General features: G+C 42.7%; 23 protein-coding genes. 1 reads left to right on the forward strand and 22 read right to left on the reverse strand.

The features are described 5' to 3' along the window. Nucleotides 1-2 precede the first annotated feature (2 nt). Genes IAE16_RS07380 through IAE16_RS07450 form a run of 15 tightly spaced genes read right to left on the reverse strand, consistent with a single transcriptional unit; the run spans nucleotide 3 to nucleotide 10,069 of the window. Nucleotides 3-278 (reverse strand): methyl-accepting chemotaxis protein, encoded by a 276-nt coding sequence (locus IAE16_RS07380; protein ID WP_323700153.1) that lies wholly within the window; start codon nucleotides 276-278, stop codon nucleotides 3-5. After that, nucleotides 214-1,125 carry a methyl-accepting chemotaxis protein gene (locus IAE16_RS07385; protein WP_323700154.1) on the reverse strand — a complete coding sequence of 304 codons (912 nt, stop codon included), beginning with the start codon at nucleotides 1,123-1,125 and terminating at the stop codon, nucleotides 214-216. Before IAE16_RS07385 ends, IAE16_RS07380 begins: the two co-directional genes overlap by 65 nt. A gap of 3 nt (nucleotides 1,126-1,128) precedes the next feature. Next, nucleotides 1,129-1,521, reverse strand: coding sequence for a chemotaxis response regulator CheY (locus IAE16_RS07390; RefSeq protein WP_323700155.1), 393 nt, complete (start codon nucleotides 1,519-1,521; stop codon nucleotides 1,129-1,131). Nucleotides 1,522-1,531: 10 nt separating this feature from the next. After that, nucleotides 1,532-2,092 carry a protein phosphatase CheZ gene (locus tag IAE16_RS07395; protein ID WP_323700156.1) on the reverse strand — a complete coding sequence of 187 codons (561 nt, stop codon included), beginning with the start codon at nucleotides 2,090-2,092 and terminating at the stop codon, nucleotides 1,532-1,534. A gap of 17 nt (nucleotides 2,093-2,109) precedes the next feature. After that, the gene (fliN, locus tag IAE16_RS07400; protein WP_323700157.1) at nucleotides 2,110-2,487 is read right to left on the reverse strand and encodes a flagellar motor switch protein FliN; all 378 of its coding nucleotides are present in this window, start codon (nucleotides 2,485-2,487) and stop codon (nucleotides 2,110-2,112) included. A 1-nt stretch (nucleotide 2,488) separates the two neighbouring features. Next, nucleotides 2,489-3,448 carry a flagellar motor switch protein FliM gene (locus IAE16_RS07405; protein ID WP_323700158.1) on the reverse strand — a complete coding sequence of 320 codons (960 nt, stop codon included), beginning with the start codon at nucleotides 3,446-3,448 and terminating at the stop codon, nucleotides 2,489-2,491. Nucleotides 3,449-3,450: 2 nt separating this feature from the next. After that, nucleotides 3,451-4,956 carry a flagellar basal-body MS-ring/collar protein FliF gene (fliF, locus tag IAE16_RS07410; RefSeq protein ID WP_323700159.1) on the reverse strand — a complete coding sequence of 502 codons (1,506 nt, stop codon included), beginning with the start codon at nucleotides 4,954-4,956 and terminating at the stop codon, nucleotides 3,451-3,453. 2 nt (nucleotides 4,957-4,958) lie between these two features. Then, nucleotides 4,959-5,240, reverse strand: coding sequence for a flagellar hook-basal body complex protein FliE (gene fliE / locus IAE16_RS07415; RefSeq protein WP_323700160.1), 282 nt, complete (start codon nucleotides 5,238-5,240; stop codon nucleotides 4,959-4,961). Beyond that, a complete protein-coding gene (gene flgC, locus IAE16_RS07420; RefSeq protein ID WP_323700161.1) occupies nucleotides 5,231-5,644 on the reverse strand; it encodes a flagellar basal body rod protein FlgC in 414 nt (137 codons plus the stop codon). The genes fliE and flgC overlap by 10 nt, the downstream gene beginning before the upstream one ends. Beyond that, entirely contained in the window at nucleotides 5,641-6,012 is a 372-nt protein-coding gene (gene flgB / locus IAE16_RS07425) for a flagellar basal body rod protein FlgB (RefSeq protein ID WP_323700162.1), read from the reverse strand. Before flgB ends, flgC begins: the two co-directional genes overlap by 4 nt. 5 nt (nucleotides 6,013-6,017) lie before the next feature. Beyond that, nucleotides 6,018-7,817: a tetratricopeptide repeat protein gene (locus IAE16_RS07430; RefSeq protein ID WP_323700164.1), complete on the reverse strand. Its 1,800-nt coding sequence runs from the start codon at nucleotides 7,815-7,817 to the stop codon at nucleotides 6,018-6,020. Beyond that, complete coding sequence (tgt, locus tag IAE16_RS07435; RefSeq protein WP_323700165.1) at nucleotides 7,768-8,895, reverse strand: tRNA guanosine(34) transglycosylase Tgt; 1,128 nt, start codon at nucleotides 8,893-8,895, stop codon at nucleotides 7,768-7,770. Before tgt ends, IAE16_RS07430 begins: the two co-directional genes overlap by 50 nt. Nucleotides 8,896-8,899: 4 nt before the next feature. Further along, nucleotides 8,900-9,340, reverse strand: a complete 441-nt coding sequence (locus IAE16_RS07440) for a hypothetical protein (RefSeq protein ID WP_323700166.1) — start codon at nucleotides 9,338-9,340, stop codon at nucleotides 8,900-8,902. An 18-nt stretch (nucleotides 9,341-9,358) separates the two neighbouring features. Then, nucleotides 9,359-9,715, reverse strand: a complete 357-nt coding sequence (locus tag IAE16_RS07445; RefSeq protein ID WP_323700167.1) for a hypothetical protein — start codon at nucleotides 9,713-9,715, stop codon at nucleotides 9,359-9,361. A gap of 18 nt (nucleotides 9,716-9,733) precedes the next feature. Further along, nucleotides 9,734-10,069 carry a hypothetical protein gene (locus IAE16_RS07450; protein ID WP_323700168.1) on the reverse strand — a complete coding sequence of 112 codons (336 nt, stop codon included), beginning with the start codon at nucleotides 10,067-10,069 and terminating at the stop codon, nucleotides 9,734-9,736. A gap of 47 nt (nucleotides 10,070-10,116) precedes the next feature. Here IAE16_RS07450 and lipA point away from each other — a divergent pair, with 47 nt between their 5' ends. Further along, the gene (gene lipA, locus IAE16_RS07455; RefSeq protein ID WP_323700169.1) at nucleotides 10,117-10,944 is read left to right on the forward strand and encodes a lipoyl synthase; all 828 of its coding nucleotides are present in this window, start codon (nucleotides 10,117-10,119) and stop codon (nucleotides 10,942-10,944) included. Here the strand turns inward: lipA and IAE16_RS07460 are convergent. Genes IAE16_RS07460 through soxY form a run of 7 tightly spaced genes read right to left on the reverse strand, consistent with a single transcriptional unit; the run spans nucleotide 10,927 to nucleotide 16,917 of the window. Further along, the gene (locus IAE16_RS07460; RefSeq protein WP_323700170.1) at nucleotides 10,927-11,901 is read right to left on the reverse strand and encodes an MBL fold metallo-hydrolase; all 975 of its coding nucleotides are present in this window, start codon (nucleotides 11,899-11,901) and stop codon (nucleotides 10,927-10,929) included. The two genes, lipA and IAE16_RS07460, sit on opposite strands and share 18 nt — an antisense overlap. Next, the gene (locus IAE16_RS07465; RefSeq protein ID WP_323700171.1) at nucleotides 11,894-12,769 is read right to left on the reverse strand and encodes a DUF302 domain-containing protein; all 876 of its coding nucleotides are present in this window, start codon (nucleotides 12,767-12,769) and stop codon (nucleotides 11,894-11,896) included. Before IAE16_RS07465 ends, IAE16_RS07460 begins: the two co-directional genes overlap by 8 nt. Before the next feature lie 4 nt (nucleotides 12,770-12,773). Beyond that, nucleotides 12,774-14,516, reverse strand: a complete 1,743-nt coding sequence (gene soxB, locus IAE16_RS07470) for a thiosulfohydrolase SoxB (protein WP_323700172.1) — start codon at nucleotides 14,514-14,516, stop codon at nucleotides 12,774-12,776. A gap of 50 nt (nucleotides 14,517-14,566) precedes the next feature. Next, entirely contained in the window at nucleotides 14,567-15,244 is a 678-nt protein-coding gene (soxX, locus tag IAE16_RS07475) for a sulfur oxidation c-type cytochrome SoxX (RefSeq protein WP_323700173.1), read from the reverse strand. 5 nt (nucleotides 15,245-15,249) lie between these two features. After that, nucleotides 15,250-16,089 (reverse strand): sulfur oxidation c-type cytochrome SoxA, encoded by an 840-nt coding sequence (soxA, locus tag IAE16_RS07480; protein ID WP_323700174.1) that lies wholly within the window; start codon nucleotides 16,087-16,089, stop codon nucleotides 15,250-15,252. Nucleotides 16,090-16,102: 13 nt separating this feature from the next. Continuing rightward, nucleotides 16,103-16,429 carry a thiosulfate oxidation carrier complex protein SoxZ gene (soxZ, locus tag IAE16_RS07485; RefSeq protein ID WP_323700175.1) on the reverse strand — a complete coding sequence of 109 codons (327 nt, stop codon included), beginning with the start codon at nucleotides 16,427-16,429 and terminating at the stop codon, nucleotides 16,103-16,105. A 44-nt stretch (nucleotides 16,430-16,473) separates the two neighbouring features. Next, entirely contained in the window at nucleotides 16,474-16,917 is a 444-nt protein-coding gene (gene soxY, locus IAE16_RS07490) for a thiosulfate oxidation carrier protein SoxY (RefSeq protein WP_323699703.1), read from the reverse strand. Between the last annotated feature and the right edge of the window lie 13 nt (nucleotides 16,918-16,930).

Genomic DNA, 16,930 nt, shown 5'->3' on the forward strand with positions numbered 1-16,930 from the left:
GTTTAACCCTCCTTCTTCATGTCCAACACCTCATTTTCTAATTCCCTTACCACAGCCTTCATTTCTCCAGCTATCTTATTGGAGATCTCCGCAAGCTTTCTGAACTCTGCAGCAACAACAGAAAAGCCCTTACCCATCTCTCCCACCCTCGCAGCTTCAATAACCGCATTGAGTGCGAGAAGATTGGTCTGCTTTGCAATGCGTGTGAGATTGTCAGAAAGCTCCCTTATCTTCTCCATCTGCCCCAAGAGTCTCTCCAGAGCTTCCACCTTTTCCATGACTTACCTCCTCAATGTTTTTTTCAAGCTCTTCCATATATTCCTTCATTTTTCCCATAAGGTCCCCATAGATTTCCTTTACAGCCTTAAGCCTGTCTTCTATTATTTCCAGTATGGTCCTAGTATCATCTGAGGTATCCTTGAGGGACTTTATATCCTCAAGACCAACCTCTATCTTTTCCGCTATGTTCCTTATTCCATCTCTTATTTCCTTAAGGTTTCTACTTATGTCTTTTGCAGATTCCATAGACTTCTGGGCTAACCTACGAACCTCATCCGCAACTACCGCAAAGCCTCTTCCTTGCTCTCCAGCTCTTGCCGCCTCTATTGATGCATTGAGGGCAAGGAGATTGGTCTGTTCTGATATACCCTCTATTATCCTCGTTATGTTTTCTATGTATTTGGATTTTTCCCTGAGCTCGTCTGTCAGCTTTTTCATGTTATGCATGTCCTGAGTTTCTTCTTCCAGTTTTTTGAACATATATCCTATAAGCTCAAGCCCATTTATAAGGGTTCTATAAACATCCTCAAACTCTTTGAGACTTTCCTCAAAGTTTTCCCTTATATATTTAGCTCTTTCAAGAATGGGCTTAAATATTTCCATGAGGTTTGGCAGAATTTCTTCTGATTCCTCCACCTTTTCTACTTTTCTAAATATGCTAACATTCTCAGAGATTTTTACTTCCTCACCCTCTGGTCTTCTTTCAAAAAGAACCTCCCCATCAAGCTCTATCCTTACACCTTCAGAGATATTGTTGAGTGCAAGCTCATAGAGGGCTTTTATTCTTTTGAGCCTCTCCAGTTCAGCCCTCAACTCTTCTTCTTCCTTTTCCTTTTTCCAAAACATCCTCTACCCTCCTTTGATAGCGGTCCAGGCTTTCTCTATTTTTTCCTTTAATGTTTCTGGAGTAAAAGGCTTTACCACATAATTATTAGCCCCGGCTTGAATTGCTGCAAGCACATTCTCCTTTTTTGCTTCTGCGGTAACCATTATTACGGGTATCCCCTTAAGCTTATCATCGGACCTTATTTGCTTTAGAGTTTCAAAGCCATCCATCTCCGGCATGTTCCAGTCTAAAAGCACAAAATCATAGTTGCCAGACCTTAGTTTTGAAAGGGCTTCTTTCCCATTTTCAGCTTCCTCTACATTGGTATAACCAAGCTGGTTCAGAATTGTTCTTATTATCTTCCTCATAGTGCTCATGTCATCAACAACGAGAAACTTAGCCTCCTTTGGTGGCATGCTTTACCTCCTAAAGTCCAAGTTCTTCAAGAAGTTTATCCACATCTTCTTGAAATATCCTATCGCCAGTAAGCATCTCTGTTGCTTTACCTACTATCTTCTCCTTTTGTTCGGAGGGCAAAGTTGCCGCCTCTATGGAGGACACGATAATACGAAGGATGGTCTTTTTAAGGTTTTCAAGCACCTCTATAACCCTCTTTATTTGCTGGCTTGCAAGGTCTTGGAAAGACATCAAGGTTATAATCTGAAGGAGTAGTTCAGAGAGCCTTCTTGACCTTTCCTTTATACTTTCAAGCCTTGACCTTATACTGCTTACTGGGTTCAAGCTCAAGAGAAAATCCACATCTTCTTGAACTTTTTCCAATTCTCCTATAAGCTCGTTTATTAAGCTTATTATCTGATGGACACTTTCTTCTGTAAACCTTATTACATCCTCCAAACTACCACTTGCCATAGGAATGGCACTTGAAGTTTCTTCAAGGGGTCTCACGACCTCGTCCAGCTTTGTCTCAAGGCTTTTTACCTCCTCCAACAACTCTCTGACAAGTTGTTTTACATCTTCCATAGCCATCTTTCTCTCCCGTATTATTATACAACTTTCTTTATTCTTTCTTCCCTCGCTATTATATCAATGATCCTAACCCCGAACCTGTCCTCTACGATTACTATTTCACCTTTTGCCACTAACTTTCCGTTTACTTTTATATCCACTGGAGTCTCCACACTTTGTTCAAGCTCTACCACAGAGCCGGGTCCAAGATGAAGCAATTCTCCAAGGGTCAGAGTTGCGGTCCCAACCACCACTTCAACCTCAAGAGGTATGTCCAAAAATCTTTTTAGCTTATCAGATATCTCACCTTCCTTTTCCTCCTTTAGTTCTTGTTGGTAGCCCTTTGACGCTTCTTCCTGCTCTTTTAAAGCCTCCGCCCACATGTCTGCAAGGTTTTCTTGTTTTTCATCCTCCATTTCAATCCTCCTTTTCTAAATGTTTGTATACTTTTATTGCCTTTTTGCTACCGACCTGCCCGAGAAAAGCAAGGGTTTTGGACTTGCCTTGCACTCTAACCTCAAGGGCTTCCCTGAGGAGTTTATTAAGGTTTATGAGGTCACCTTCTTTAAGTTCTAATATTTCCCTAAAGCTCATATTTGTACTTCCGAGGACTACTTCGATCTTTAACGGTATCTTTTGGAAACTTTTTAATATAATAACATCGAGTTCTTTACTTTTAGCATCCGTAGGTCCTTTTAACATATCCTTGTAGGGTGCTATGGAACTTTCTGGTATAGCTAAATATATGTGTCCTTCGTTACCTTCTATAACTAAAGCCAGTTTGAGAAGTATAAACTTTTCCTTAGCACGATACATCGTCAGAAGGGCTGGATTTGTTTCTATTCCAACAGGGTTTATCTTTACATCCATAAGAGTGCTCCACGCTATTTCCAGCTCCTGATAGCATATATTCAAGAATCTCTGGATGAGTTTCATTTCTATGCGAGTGAAATCCCTACCCTCTATCTTGTAAGGCTTGGCACTACCACCAAAAACACTGCTCACTACAATGTATATAAGCTTTGGGTCTATTGCTAAAAGACATGTCCCCCTAAGGGGCTCTATGTTAAAAAGACCTATGGCACATGGGACTGGTAACTTTGCGGTAAATTCTCCAAACCTACTTAGGCTAAGGCTGTCCTTAAATATACTCGGAATTGTAACCACAAGAGAAGTAAGACCCCTTCTCAAGCCATTAATCCATCTTTCAAATATTAGCTCAAGTCCCGGAATCCTACCTGCGGATATATGCTCAAACAGTGAAAGGTCAAGGGGTCTTACCCTTTCCTCTTCTAACTCAGCTTTTTTTTCCTCTTCTTTGCCGAGAGTCTTGAGAAGAAGGTTTATCTCTTCTTGACTTAGAAATTCATCCGCCATGTTTAACCTTTACTCCTTAACCATCCTTTAATTATCTTTGCAACCTTTTCTGGTTCTTCTTTTGCGGTCTTGACTATTGCTTCAACTGCTTCCACTTTTTCCGCCTTTATTCTTATTTCCTCTGCACCCTCTATTACCTCAAGAGGGGGTTGACCCTCCAAGACGGGAAGCGGAGGAACCTCTTTCCTCTTGAGTAGCTTTCTCAATATTAACAAGGATGCCAGAGTTATAGCAAGCACAAGAAGGGCAAGAAGTCCGAGCCTTATGTAATTTTCATAGTCCGGTGCTGGTTTTTCAAAGACTGGCTTTTGGAAGGGTATAGCTTCAACGGTTATCACATCACCCCTCTGTGTATCTATTCCTGCGGAGGCGGAAACAATTCTCCTAATCTTCTCTAAGTCAAGGTCTTTTATGTTAGAATCTACCAGAACTCCCACGCTTAACCTTCTAACCTTTATAAGAGGGTCAACACTGTAAACCTCCTTCTTGCTTACTTCATAGTTGGTTATAGTTTCACTTCTTTCGGTGAGCACCTGACCCGCACCTGCTACAGCACCAGCACCCGGTGGTATGTTTGCTTGAGCTCCGGGAATTCCTGCAATGCCCCCTGTGGTTGTTCTTTCTCTTTTCTTTTGCTGGCTTACTACTGCGGTCATATCTGGGTCGTATATCTCCTCCCTCTGTTCCCTCTTTGTAAAATCAAGGTCCGCAGATACTTTGACCTTAACTGTGCCAAAGCCCAAGGCTTCTTCAAGAGCTTTTTGCACTTCTCTTTCAAGCCTTCTTTCAAACTCTGCCTTGAGCCTTAGCTCCTTATCCTGGACAGTGCTTTCTGCTTCATCTAACATGGCGGTAAGATCACGACCCTTATCGTCCACAACCACCACATTTTTAGGCTTTAGCCTTGGAACACTTGCGGATACGAGGTTTCTTATAGCTTTTACTTGTTCTGGAGTAAGCTCATAGCCTGGTTTTAACTTTACAAAAACGCTTGCGGTAGGCTCTTCCTCTTCTCTTAGAAATATAGACCTTTGTGGCATACCTATGTTTACCCTTACATCCTCAATGCCAGACATTCTTAAGATTGTCCTGGCAAGCTCTCCTTCTACAGCCCTCTTGAAGTTTACCTGATTCTGAAAGTCTGAAACACCCATACCTGTTCTGTCAAAGACCTCATAACCTACTATCCCCTTACTGGGAATGCCCTTCGCTGCCAGTTTCAACCTTATATCCCTTGCTTGTTGTTCTGGAACAAGTATGCTCCTGCCATCCTGCCCCACCTTGTAGTTTATACCTTCCTTATCAAGCTCTACCATAACCGCAGACATATCTTCTTGAGAAAGACCAGAGTAAAGGACTGTATAGTTGGGCTTAGTGGCGAGTGTTATCAATGCTATAAGAGCAACCAATGTGAGAATAGGTATAGCTATGAGGGCTATTTTCTGAGGTGTGCTTAGTGCCAAAAACCTGTCTTTTAGGTTGTTTAAGGTTTCCCTCGCATCTACCATCTTTATACCTGCATTCTATTTAGCTCTTGGAAGGCTTCAAGTAACTTGTTTCTTAGTTGAATAAGGAGGTTAAGGGCTGTTTTAGCCTTCTCAAGCTCCACCACCATCTGATGGAGAGGTATGTCCGCACCCTTAAGGACAGCTTCCTTTATGCTTTCTGCTTTCTGTTGTTCCTTGTTGACCCACTGGACAAATCTGCCAAGCTCTTGCAGAAAATCTCCCTTATTGCTCTTTTGTTGGGTTAGCCTCTGCCCTAAAATACCTTCTATAGCCTTTATCTCCATAGCTCAAGGGTCCTTTGTGCCATTTCTCTTGTTGTTTTGAAGGCGTTTAGGTTTGCCTCATAGCTCCTCATAGCAGATATCATATCCGCCATCTCTTTGACCAGCTCTACGTTGGGCAATCTTATAAAGCCCTCTGCATCCGCCCTTGGGTTTGTAGGGTCAAAGACAAGTTTAAAAGGCTCGTTGGATTCCCTTATCTCCCTGACTCTTACAGGTATATAACCCTTCTGTAGACTTTCCTCTGTTTGCACCGCTTCAAAAACTGGCTCTAACTTTCTGAAGGGTTCACCGTTTGCCTTGTAGGATTCAAAGTTTGCCAAGTTACTGGCTATGGTGTTAAACCTTATTCTTTGAGCTTGCATTCCACTTGCAGACACATCAAAGGTTCTAAAAAGGTCCATCATTGCCTACCCTCCTTTATTATATTGTTTAGCTTCTCAAGACTTCCGGTGGCAAATTTCATATAGACCTCATAGGCTATCCTATTTTGGCTGAGCTTTGCCATTTCTTCCTCAAGACTCACATCGTTAAGGTCATTGCCTATGAGCCGTTTTCTGACTTCAAAAACTTTAAAATCTTCAGAGCCTGCTGGCTTTATGTGTTTTAGACGTGTAACCCTTAAGTTGCTGTCCTCTGCGAGATTAAAGGCAACCTCCTTGGTTCTGTAATTGGGTGTGTCCGCATTGGCAATGTTGCTAAGAATTATCTTATGCCTTTTCCATGCGTAGTTAAGATAAGGCATTATCTTGTCCGCCCCCTTGAAAATATCCATCTTCATCACCCCCATAGAATAATTATAACCCTGCTTATAATATTATCTTTCCCTTGAGCCATTTTTACGACCCATTGTATAGTCTCTTCGTCCCCGGTTAATTCACCAGACTTTGCCAGTTTATAGGCGGTAAGCCAGTAAAGGTCGCTTTCCTCTGCTATCTCCAAATATCTCCTGTAGTAAGACTTTGCCTTCTCATATTGCCCTCTACTATAATAGAAGTCCCCCAACTCTAAGAGAGAAGGCTCTAAGTAGGGTAGAACCCTTTGTGGAAGCTCTTGTTCAACAAGACCTTCAAGGAGTCTTATGTCTTTTCTGTATATACCCCTGATAAAAAGAGCTTCCAACCTATCTTCGCCAGTAAGTCCTTGCAAGTAGGATTCAATCATTCTCAAACCCTCCTCTGACCCTTCAAGGAGCAAGAGCTGACCTAAAAGAAAGCTCCTTAGTGGTTCTTCTAACCTCTCAGGAATGTTTTTAAGCGTAGTGTCTCCAAGATAAACCACAGCCCTTGCGAGCTTTTCATAGCCAAAGAGAAGAGTATAATTGTCTGGGTTTACCTTGTATAGACTTAGCAAAAAGCCCGCATCCTCAACGTAAGGGTTCAATCCGGACATGAGATTTCCCAGCGCGGACACCATAGGTCCAGTTTCTATTCTTATATCTTCAAAGATGATTTCTTTAGGCAAGCTGAGCCTTTTGAGCCTTAAAATGTCTGGGTCTTGTATCCTTTTTTCTTTAAGAGTGTAGTAATAAAGTCCAAGTATTGCAGGGTTGGAGTAAACACTGTTTAAATAGGTCCAAGAGATGTTTTGCAAAATCCTTTTATAATCTCCTAATTCCTTAGCATACTTTTCTAAAAATTCTGGATAAAGCCAGAGTTGCGAGAAAAGTAAGCTCGCCTTTAAGCCTCCAGAGCTTGATATATTCATGACCCTTCTTTTTGCATCCGCATAATTTCCGCTCATAAGATATATAAGAGCAAGATAGTAGTTGACAGAGTCCAAATATTTTCTGTATATATCCTTTCTATCAAGCTGTTCAAAGTAAAATGCCGCAGATCTCCAGTCCTTTTCCATATAGCTACTCACCGCATACCTGTATAGAAATTCAGGGTCATCCTCTAAATATCTATTAAGAGTGCGAGCTTCAGAGAGTTCTCTTAGAGCCTCAGGATACCTGCTTACATTGAAGGCGTAAAAGCCCTTAACAAGATGGTAAAGGTATTTCCCTTCTACAAGAGTTTCTGGGTCTATACTGTCAAGAAGCTGGCTATTTAACCCTTTTGAGAGTGAGTCCGCATAGAGGAACTTTAAAAGGTAATCCTCTCTATTCGTATCTCTGTAGAGGTTAAAAAACACATCCTTTGCCCTGTCGTAAAAGCCAAGAAGAAGGTATGCGTCACCTATGAACTCTCTTTGAAGGAAAAGGTAAGTAGGATTTTTGTAGTAGTAAGGATACATGTTAAGATAGGCTATTGCGGAAAGAACACCTCCCCTTTTACCCGTTCTATAGGACTGCTTTGCGTAGGATATACCTATGTAAAGATAAGAAAGTTCACCGTAGTATCCTGATCTATCCGCAAGAAAAGCTCTGCTAAACACGGCTATTGCATCAGGATAATTTCCCTGTTGATATTCTATATATCCTCTATGAAAGTAGGCTTGAGCGAGCCTTATGTTCTCCCTCTCCATCTCCGTAGAAAAAGAGAGCAAAAATACCATCATAAGCACAAGAATCTTCTTTGCAAGCAGGTCAAGCCTGTAGACTATAGGACCTGTGCCACGCACTTCGGAACTCTTCAAACCTGCCCTCCTCTATGGCTTTTCTTATGTTCTCCATTAGCCTATGGTAAAAGCGAAGGTTGTGAATGGTGTTGAGTATGTAAGCGGATATCTCTTCCACATTAAAGAGATGTCTAAGATAGGCTTTAGTGAAGTTCCTGCAAGTATAACAATCACACTCTGGGTCTGGTGAAGAAAAGTCCTTTTTATATTTTTCGTTGCGTATGTTTATCTTTCCCCTTGAGGTAAAGAGCGTTCCAGTCCTTGCCATGCGTGTGGGTGCCACGCAGTCAAACATGTCTACCCCTCTTGCCACCGCTTCAATTATATCCTCAGGCATACCTACCCCCATAAGATATCTGGGTTTTTCCCATGGAAGGTATTGGCACACAAGCTCGGTCATGTCATACATGATTTCCTTTGGCTCGCCCACAGAAAGCCCGCCGATAGCATAGCCAAAGAGGTCTCTTTCTACAGTTCTAAGAGCAGACTCTACCCTAAGCTCCTCAAAAAAAGCACCCTGCACTATTCCAAAAAGCACCTGGTCTTCCCTCCTCTTAGCCCTTATGCTCCTGTCAAGCCAGTCTATAGTTCTATCAACTGCAGTCTTTGCGTAGGCGTAAGTGGTAGGATACTCCACGCACTCATCAAGAGGCATAATGATGTCAGAGCCAAAGGCTTCTTGAATTTCTATAACCTTTTCTGGAGTAAAGAAGTGAAGGTCTCCCGCAAGGTGGTCTCTAAACTCCACCCCTTCGTCTCTGACCCTTACCCTTGACTTTCCATCTCCCCTTCCTCGTGAAAGAGAAAAGACCTGAAAACCTCCACTATCTGTCAAGATAGGCTTGTCCCAACCTATAAAGGCATGAAGCCCACCTGCTTCCTTTATTATCTCTACACCCGGTCTTAGGTATAGGTGATAAGTATTTCCCAATATAATCTGAGTGCCTATCTCTATAAGGTCTTTGTGGAGCATAGCCTTTACTGTTCCCTGAGTGCCAACAGGCATAAAGACTGGCGTGTGTATTTTACCGTGCGGTGTTATGAGTTCTCCAAGCCTTGCCTTTCCGTCAGATTTTATAACCCTAAAGGAAAACATATCTTTAAGGTTTGAAAAGTAATTTCACAAGCTCAAAAAACACTGGGCTGTATAAGGCTATGGCTATTAGAAATAGGGCTATGAGGACTTTTATATAGGTTTCAAGTTTTGAAAGCCTTGCGTTTACTTCTGCAATTTGACCTTTTACTCCTCCAATCTCACCTCTTAAATCTCCAATCTCACCTCTTAAATCCCCAATCTCACCTCTTAACTCTGCGATTTGACTATCCAATCTGGCAATTTCTTGTCTCAGCTTTGCACCCTCTTCTTTTAAGTCTGCTTTTGTAACCAGTTCCTTAGCAAGCTCTTCTTTTAGCTCTAACTTCCTTTGAAGGCTCAGCTCCTTTATAGCCTCATCCAAAGCCTTTATAAACTCAATGGCTTCTTCTTTTCCTAACTTTTCCTGTAGCTTTATAACAACTTCTGGTGGAAGTGTGCTAACCATAGGGTATATTATAAGCCTTTAGAGTTTAAGGAGTAGCTTAAGGAGCTCAAAAAACACAGGGCTGTATAAGGCTATGGCTATCAGAAATAGGGCTATGAGGACTTTTACATAGGTTTCAAGTTTTGAAAACCTCGCTTTAAGCTCAAGCACCTCTCCCCTTACCTTGACAATTTCTTCCATCAATTTAGCACTTTCTTCCTTCAAGTCAGCCTTTGTAACTAGCTCCTTAGCAAGCTCTTCTTTTAGCTCCAACTTCCTCTGGAGGCTCAGCTCCTTTATAGTCTCATCCAATGCCTTTATAAACTCAATAGCTTCTTCTTTTCCTAACTTTTCCTGTAACTTTATAACAACTTCTGGTGGAAGTGTGCTAACCATAGGGTATATTATAAGCCTTTAGAGTTTAAGGAGTAGCTTAAGGAGCTCAAAAAACACTGGACTGTATAAGGCTATGGCTATCAAAAATAAGGCTACGAGGACTTTTATGTAGGTTTCAAGTTTTGAAAGCCTTGCGTTTACTTCTGCAATTTGTTCTCTTAACTTTGCAGTTTCTTCTCTCAGGTCTGCTTTTGTAACCAGCTCCTTGGCAAGCTCTTCTCTTAGCTCCAACTTTCTTTGGAGGCTTAGCTCCTTTATAGCCTCATCCAATGCCTTTATAAACTCAATGGCTTCTTCTTTTCCTAACTTTTCCTGTAGCTTTATAACAACCTCTGGTGGAAGTGTGCTAACCATAGGGTATATTATATGCTCTTTGCAGACTTTTGCTAAGATTTTATCCTATGAAGCCCATATTAGAGCTATCAAAGACCCACGAGATTAAAAAACTGCTGAGAAGTTTAAGACTACACACAGTTTGCGAAGAGTCGCGATGTCCTAACATAGGAGAGTGTTTTGGCTCTGGCACTGCAACCTTTATGATAATGGGAGATACATGCACGAGAGCTTGTAGCTTCTGCAATCTACAAAGAGGAAAGCCCTTACCCCCTGACCCAGAAGAGCCCTATAAACTACTGCATGCGGTCAAAACCCTTAAGCTAAGCTACGTGGTGTTAACATCTCCCACAAGAGACGACCTATCAGACGGTGGTGCAAGTTATTTTGCAAAGTGCGTAAGAGTCCTGAAGGAAAACATAGTGGGTATAAAGGTAGAAGTGCTTGTGCCAGACTTTAAAGGCGATACTCAAGCCCTTTCAAAAGTGCTATCCTCCGAACCGGACGTGCTTGCACATAATGTGGAGACTGTGCCAAGGCTCTATGACCCTGTAAGGGCTGGGTCTAAGTATGAGAGAAGTCTTTCACTGCTGAGGTTTTCAAAAGAGCTCGCTCCTCATATACTTACGAAGTCCGCACTGGTGCTCGGCTTTGGAGAAAGTCTTGAAGAGATAATCCAAGTTATGAAAGACCTTAGGGCAGTGGGTTGCGACCTTTTAACCATAGGTCAATATTACCAGCCTTCAAAAGAACACCATCCAGTGGTTAAATACTACACAGAGGAGGAGTTCAAAACCCTTGAAGAGCTGGCATACAGTTTAGGTTTTAAAAAAGTGGCAAGCGGACCTAATGTGAGAAGCTCCTACAAAGCTATAGAACTATCTTTGTTCCTCTAAAATCTCCCTCTCTATCTCAAAGTAAAGATAGTAGGCGTTCACTGGATTAACCTCAAAGAATACTGAAAGCTGTGAGTATTCTGGGTTTATCTTAAGCATCTCCTCGTTAGCTTTGTCCCTTACTTCCTCCACACTGTAGCCTCCCTCATATAACTTTTTTACCACTGACCTTATGTCCTTTATATAATTCATCGTCCAGCCTACCTGTTTACTTATATCCTCTTTACCATAGAGCGGTTCACCATGTCCTGGAAGGAGTATTTCTGGAGAAAGCTCCTTTATCTTCTCAAGGCAAAGTAGCCATGTGCGGGAATTACCAGAGCCTAAGAAGGGGACACGTCCTCCAAAAACGAGGTCTCCTGCAAAGAGTATCTTTCTCTTTGGCATCCAAACTACAAGATCTCCATCCGTATGAGCCTTACACCAATGGTGTATTTCAAAGAGCTCATCACCTAATCTTATTACCATACTACTGGATGTAGTTATGTCCGGTCCTATAAGTTCTGTTCCTTTAAGAAGCTCTTCACCTAAGATTTCAAGCCTAGCATTGAACATCCTTTTAGAAGCATCATCCGCAAGATAGCTGTAAGACCATGGATGTGCTATTATTACAGCACCAGCTTCCTTTAGAGCCTTCACTCCGTAGAAGTGGTCTGTGTGATAATGGGTGATAAGAACATATTTTATGGGAAGTCTTGTTTTTGTTCTTATGGTCTCCACAAGCTCCCTTCCAAGTATGTAAGTGCTTAGGGCATCTATAACGAATACGCCATCCTTGGTTACTACGAAGTAGGCGTTAGATATAAAGCCTCTGTTTTGCTTGTTTACCTGCTCGTAAACTCCAAAAACTCCAAAAACATTGGGTGAAAGCTCTCGCAAAGTTTCCTTGACGTGCTTTGGATAGGTATAGGAAAGCAGTGGTAGGGAAAGGATGATTAAGGCGATTAGCTTACTCACCCTTTGCCTCCTTGAGAGCCTGCTTTATGTCTTGGTCTGCCCTGCGGAATATCTCTGCGTTTTCCTTGCTAAGGTGCCTTCCATAGCTTCTAAGCAGGAAGGGTATGTTTATGTAGCCAGTAATAACTTTTCCATCCTTTTCGTATAGATACACTCTACAGGGTGCGAGAGTCCCAAATTGAGGTATATCCTTGAGTATGGCTTCACCGTAGCTAAGATTACATGCAAGGAATATGGAAAACTTCGGACTATCCTCTCTTATATCCATTATGTCTAAGATGTTCATATTCACACCATCAAGGGCTGTTTTGTAGAGGGTCTTAAAGGTGTCAAAGTCAAGATCCTCTACTACATCCTCGTGGACGAGGTCTTCTTTCATGGCAGGGACTTGAGGGATTGCTGGCTTGTTGGTGCTTACAGAAGCAAGGGCTGAATGAAGCCTGCGATATACTTGACTTATCTCCCTTCTTTCAGATAGAGTTAGGTTGTTTCTGTATTGAGTTAAAAAGACCTGATGATTTACCACCGTTGCCCTTACCCTACCTCTTTCTTCGTAAACCGCCACACTACATGGGACTATATTGCTAAGGGCTGGTGCTTTGAGGAGAATGTCTCCCATACCATCAAACTCGCACCCGAAGACAACGTAGTAGTTTCTGAAAGTTTCGTTTCCTCTCGCTCTTATGGCGTCAGAAATGGTAAGAGTTCTCAATACCTTTAGACCTTGAGCCTCCATGCTTTTTCTTACAGACTCTACTCCTGCTTTGAAATCCCTCTCCTTAAGGTTATAGGTAATATACATCACTCTTATAGGGTCCATAGCAAAGGTAAAAAGAGGCAGGAGGAGGAAAAGGAGAAACTTCAGCATCTTCTTACCTCCAGTAGCAGTCTGTATTGTATGGATGGTCAAGCACCTTTACATTGGGTCTTCTGTCTACTTCAATGTTTTTCTTTTTCCTTATGTAGTCTACCACTATGTCCCTTATGTTCTTCTTTTCAGGCTCAACTCCCATTGGAGGTGGTCCTCCGTAGACCGCAACTACGTATTCCTTGTCCATATCTATAGGCTTACCCTTTATCTTTACGTTTCTTATCCTTTCACCTTGCCTTGCGTTTATTTTTAGCTCGTATTCCACACCGTATATCCTTGACATGTCTCCACCTTGCTGATAGAGGGGGTTAGGGTTAAAAACATTGTCCGCCACATCCTCCCACAACACGAGGAGGTCTCTTCCCTTTCTCTTCATAATAAAGACCTCAGGATAGGTCATGCCAAGCACATCGTAAACATGCTCCACAGTTATCTTCTGACCTGGGAGGACAGTAGTTCCCCATCTAAAGCCCGGGGATGTGCCCACATCCAAAGACATAACCGCGTCCACACCATGATAATAGTCCGCAAGAGCTTCGCCTATAAGCCTGTCCCACGTGCTAAAGACAGTATCTCTCTTGTAGAGTATCGTATTAGCTGTGCCTATTACCGTGTTGAACTCCTTTTCATAGGGCTCATACCACTTTTTCACTAAATCCTTTGCACCCCTATCCTCTGGAACCACATCAGAAAGCACTGGTATGAGCTTAAACCTGTATCCTTGAAGTTTTCCATTTCTTACATCTAAGTCCATCCTTCCCACAAACTTCCCATGCGAGCCGGGTGATATAATAAGCGTATCTCCCACTCTGACAGGAGTTGGAGTTATATCGTGAGTATGCCCAGATATGACTATGTCAATACCCTTGACCATCTTCATTAGGGCTATATCAAGAGGAAGACCATCGTGAGAAAGCAGTATAACAAGGTCTACTTTGTGGTTTTCCCTAAGCTCGTTGACATACTTTTGAAGCTCCTCAGGTCTTACGCCAAAGCTCCAACCCTCCGTGTATACTCTTGGGTTTGCAAGGGGAGTAAATGGAAAAGAGCTTCCTATTATACCTACCTTCACTCCATTTTTCTCTACCACATCGTAAGGTGGAAAAACGAGGTCTCCAAAGGGCTCTTCGGTTATGTTGTAGGAGATAAACTTTGCTTTTAGTTTATTTTTGACTATGTCTAAGAACTTTTCTTTGCCTACGGTTACATCCCAGTGAGCGACCATGTAATCAAAGCCCACATAGTTCATCCAATCCACTATTGCCATACCATCAGTTTTGACTGCAATGCCAGAAGTTGCCCAAGTGTCTCCACCGTCAAGCACAAGACATTTATCCTTCCCCCTTTCGTTGACTATGGTCTTTATTACAGTGGCAACCTGAGGTCCACCACCGGTCATACCATACCGTCTTGCCAACCTTATAAAGCTCACACAAGAACCCATGTAGGCTTCTACAGATCCCGGTTTTATGTTGTAAAACTTCAAAAAGTCCATGCCTGCAAGATATCCGGGAGTCCCCCTTAAAGGTTCCGGAGCCAATAGATTCATAGGTTCTGCAAAATACATAGGCTTGAGATGTCCGTGAAAGTCCGATATGAATACGAGGGTAAGGTTGCCATAGGGCTTGAATTCCATAAGTTTTTCAAAGCTCACAGGTTTTCTCGCAAAGGCTTCTGGAGCAAAGGCTAAAGCAGAGAGAGCTAATGCGGAGTATCCAAGAAATTCCCTCCTGTTAAAAGCCATTGCATAACCTCCTTTGGAAAATATTATAGGGGGCATAGCCCCCAAGAAAGTTATTTGTTTACAGGAGATTCTGGATGGAGAAGATAGGCAACTATATTTGCCACATCTTCGGGAGAGAGGCTTCCGTGATAGCCAAACCTCGGCATAGAGGAGCAAGGAAAAGCAGACCAAGAATTATATATTATGTTATAAACCGCCTTTATCTTTTCAACCGTTTCTGGGCTGTTTAGATTTTCCTTTGTTATACCCCACCTTTCACCATACCGGTAAAGATTGGGTCCCATTGTCCCACCAGGAACACCCTTTTCTATAAGGTGGCAAGCATAACAGTTTCCGCCCCTATCGGTGGGTCTGTCAGAGAATCCATAGCTTGCAAACCTTCCACCTCTTGGAGAGTCCACCAGTTTCTTACCTTCTTTCCAATCACCCATATATATTCCCCATTGAGGATACCTTATCTCCGCTTGGCTTAGCTGGATAACCCTTTGTATAGCCTGTGCTGGCATCTGTTCCCTGCTGGGATACTGAGAGCATATTCTCTGAGCTTCGTCTTGCTGTATTTTCCATGTAAACCTTGGGTCTGAAGAAAAACTGGATTTTAAGACCTGCATTACTTCTTCCTGTTTTATCGCTTGTTGTCTTTGTGGTTGACTTTTTCTTTGTTGGGCTTCAACCACAGCACCTGTTAAAAGGGCTGAAATACCTGCAAGGATTAGAACCTTTTTCATCTTTATCACCTCCCTATTCCTGGTGCTTTTATCTCTGTGCCGTTGGCAGAGCCATAGAGATATGTAGAAAGTGCTACTCCAAGGTCAGAGTGGGGTATAAACTCTGGCCATCTCATCTGACGCATACACTCCGAATATCTGTAATGCATAGTCATGGGAAGACCCCACCTAACCAGATATTTCGGAAAGATGGAAACCGCACTGCCTACTTCACCAGGTCTATCCATGCTCCAAAGTTTCGTTGCTCTTATTCTTACCTCTTGTTTACCCGCATGACAGGTCGCACAGTTAAAGTCCCAAGGTCCAAGCCTTGCGTAGTAAATTTGCTTACCTATATCATACATCCTTTTGACGTTTGGGTCTCTGAGGTTTACATTTATTTTCTGCCCATTGGATTCCATGGTGAGATACATAATTATTCCATCGTATTCGCTCACACAGTTACCTGTTTTACCCCAGCATTGACGCACAAAATTGAGAACCTGCTCCTGTGTCATTCCTGCGTGCTGTTGTAGACACCATCCTACTCTTGTTTCAAGGTCCATCACCTTTTTTGCGTCGGGGAAATATCTGGGAAGTTGTGCTGCAGCACCTTTGAAAACACCAGGACCAAGACCAAGGTCGCACTTGTCAAGGTTATACTTCTTTATGGCTTCTTTACCCACCTCATACCATATTTCACCGGGGTTTATACCTTCTGCGAGCATTCTATTGAACTCTTGGACGAGCCTGATTTCCTCTTCTGGAGAAAGTTCTCCTTCAACCTGAGCAAAAGCCTTTGTAGACAAAAGCCCACCGGCGATAGCACCGGCGGTAAACACTGCCAGAAGTGCTTTCTTTCTCATAACATAACCTCCCTTAAGAAACCTTTATCTCCGCAGTTCTCTCCCACTTACCACCCTTATTGTCCTCATAAACTATCTTCACAACACCACTGTCCTCCACCCTTAGAGTAAAAGCCATAAAGGGATTTGCACTCACACCAGCACCCATGTTCACAGTGCTTACAGGCTTATCGTTAAAGAAAAGCTCAAGTTTGGTCAAAGTATAAGCAGGCACTTCCTGTCCTGTCTGTGGGTCTTTCCTTGGTGGTGTCATGGGATGGGTTATAACCATCTGCACCCTTACAACTTCTCCCTTCTTTGCTTCTCTTGGCACACGAAGTATGCCAGTCCCTACTGCCATATTGCACCTCCTGTATAGAATTTTGAGATTAGAAATCTATTGAATTATCCGCATCCGCCAGCGGTAACTTTGACTTCCCTTGTTGCCATTACATAGGAGCCGTCCTTGAGCTTGAGGATAGCCCTCACATTGGAGGTTTCTCCCATCTTTATCCTTGTGGAGAAAAAGACCTGACCGTTCATAGGAGTAAAGGACACATCCGCTATCCAAGGCACAGGGTTTTTGTCAACGAATATCCAGAGCCTTTCTACTCTGTCCACGGGTATGGTGGACTCCACAGTGATTGGTACATTGGCACCAGATTCTGCTATGGTAGGAGCTGTGAGTTTGATGTCTTCCACCTCTTTGATTTGAGACAGCTGAACTCCAAGCCTCTTTTGCACCTCTTCTTCAAGTTTTGTGGCACCAAAGGCTGGCTGAAGTGCTGGGGCAAGGGTTAAACCTACGACTGCAAATGCGGACAGTGCAAAAAATCTTCTCCTGTCCATGGTTTATACCTCC

It is taken from the genome of Hydrogenobacter sp. T-2 (assembly GCF_033971325.1).
Classification (GTDB): domain Bacteria; phylum Aquificota; class Aquificia; order Aquificales; family Aquificaceae; genus Pampinifervens; species Pampinifervens diazotrophicum.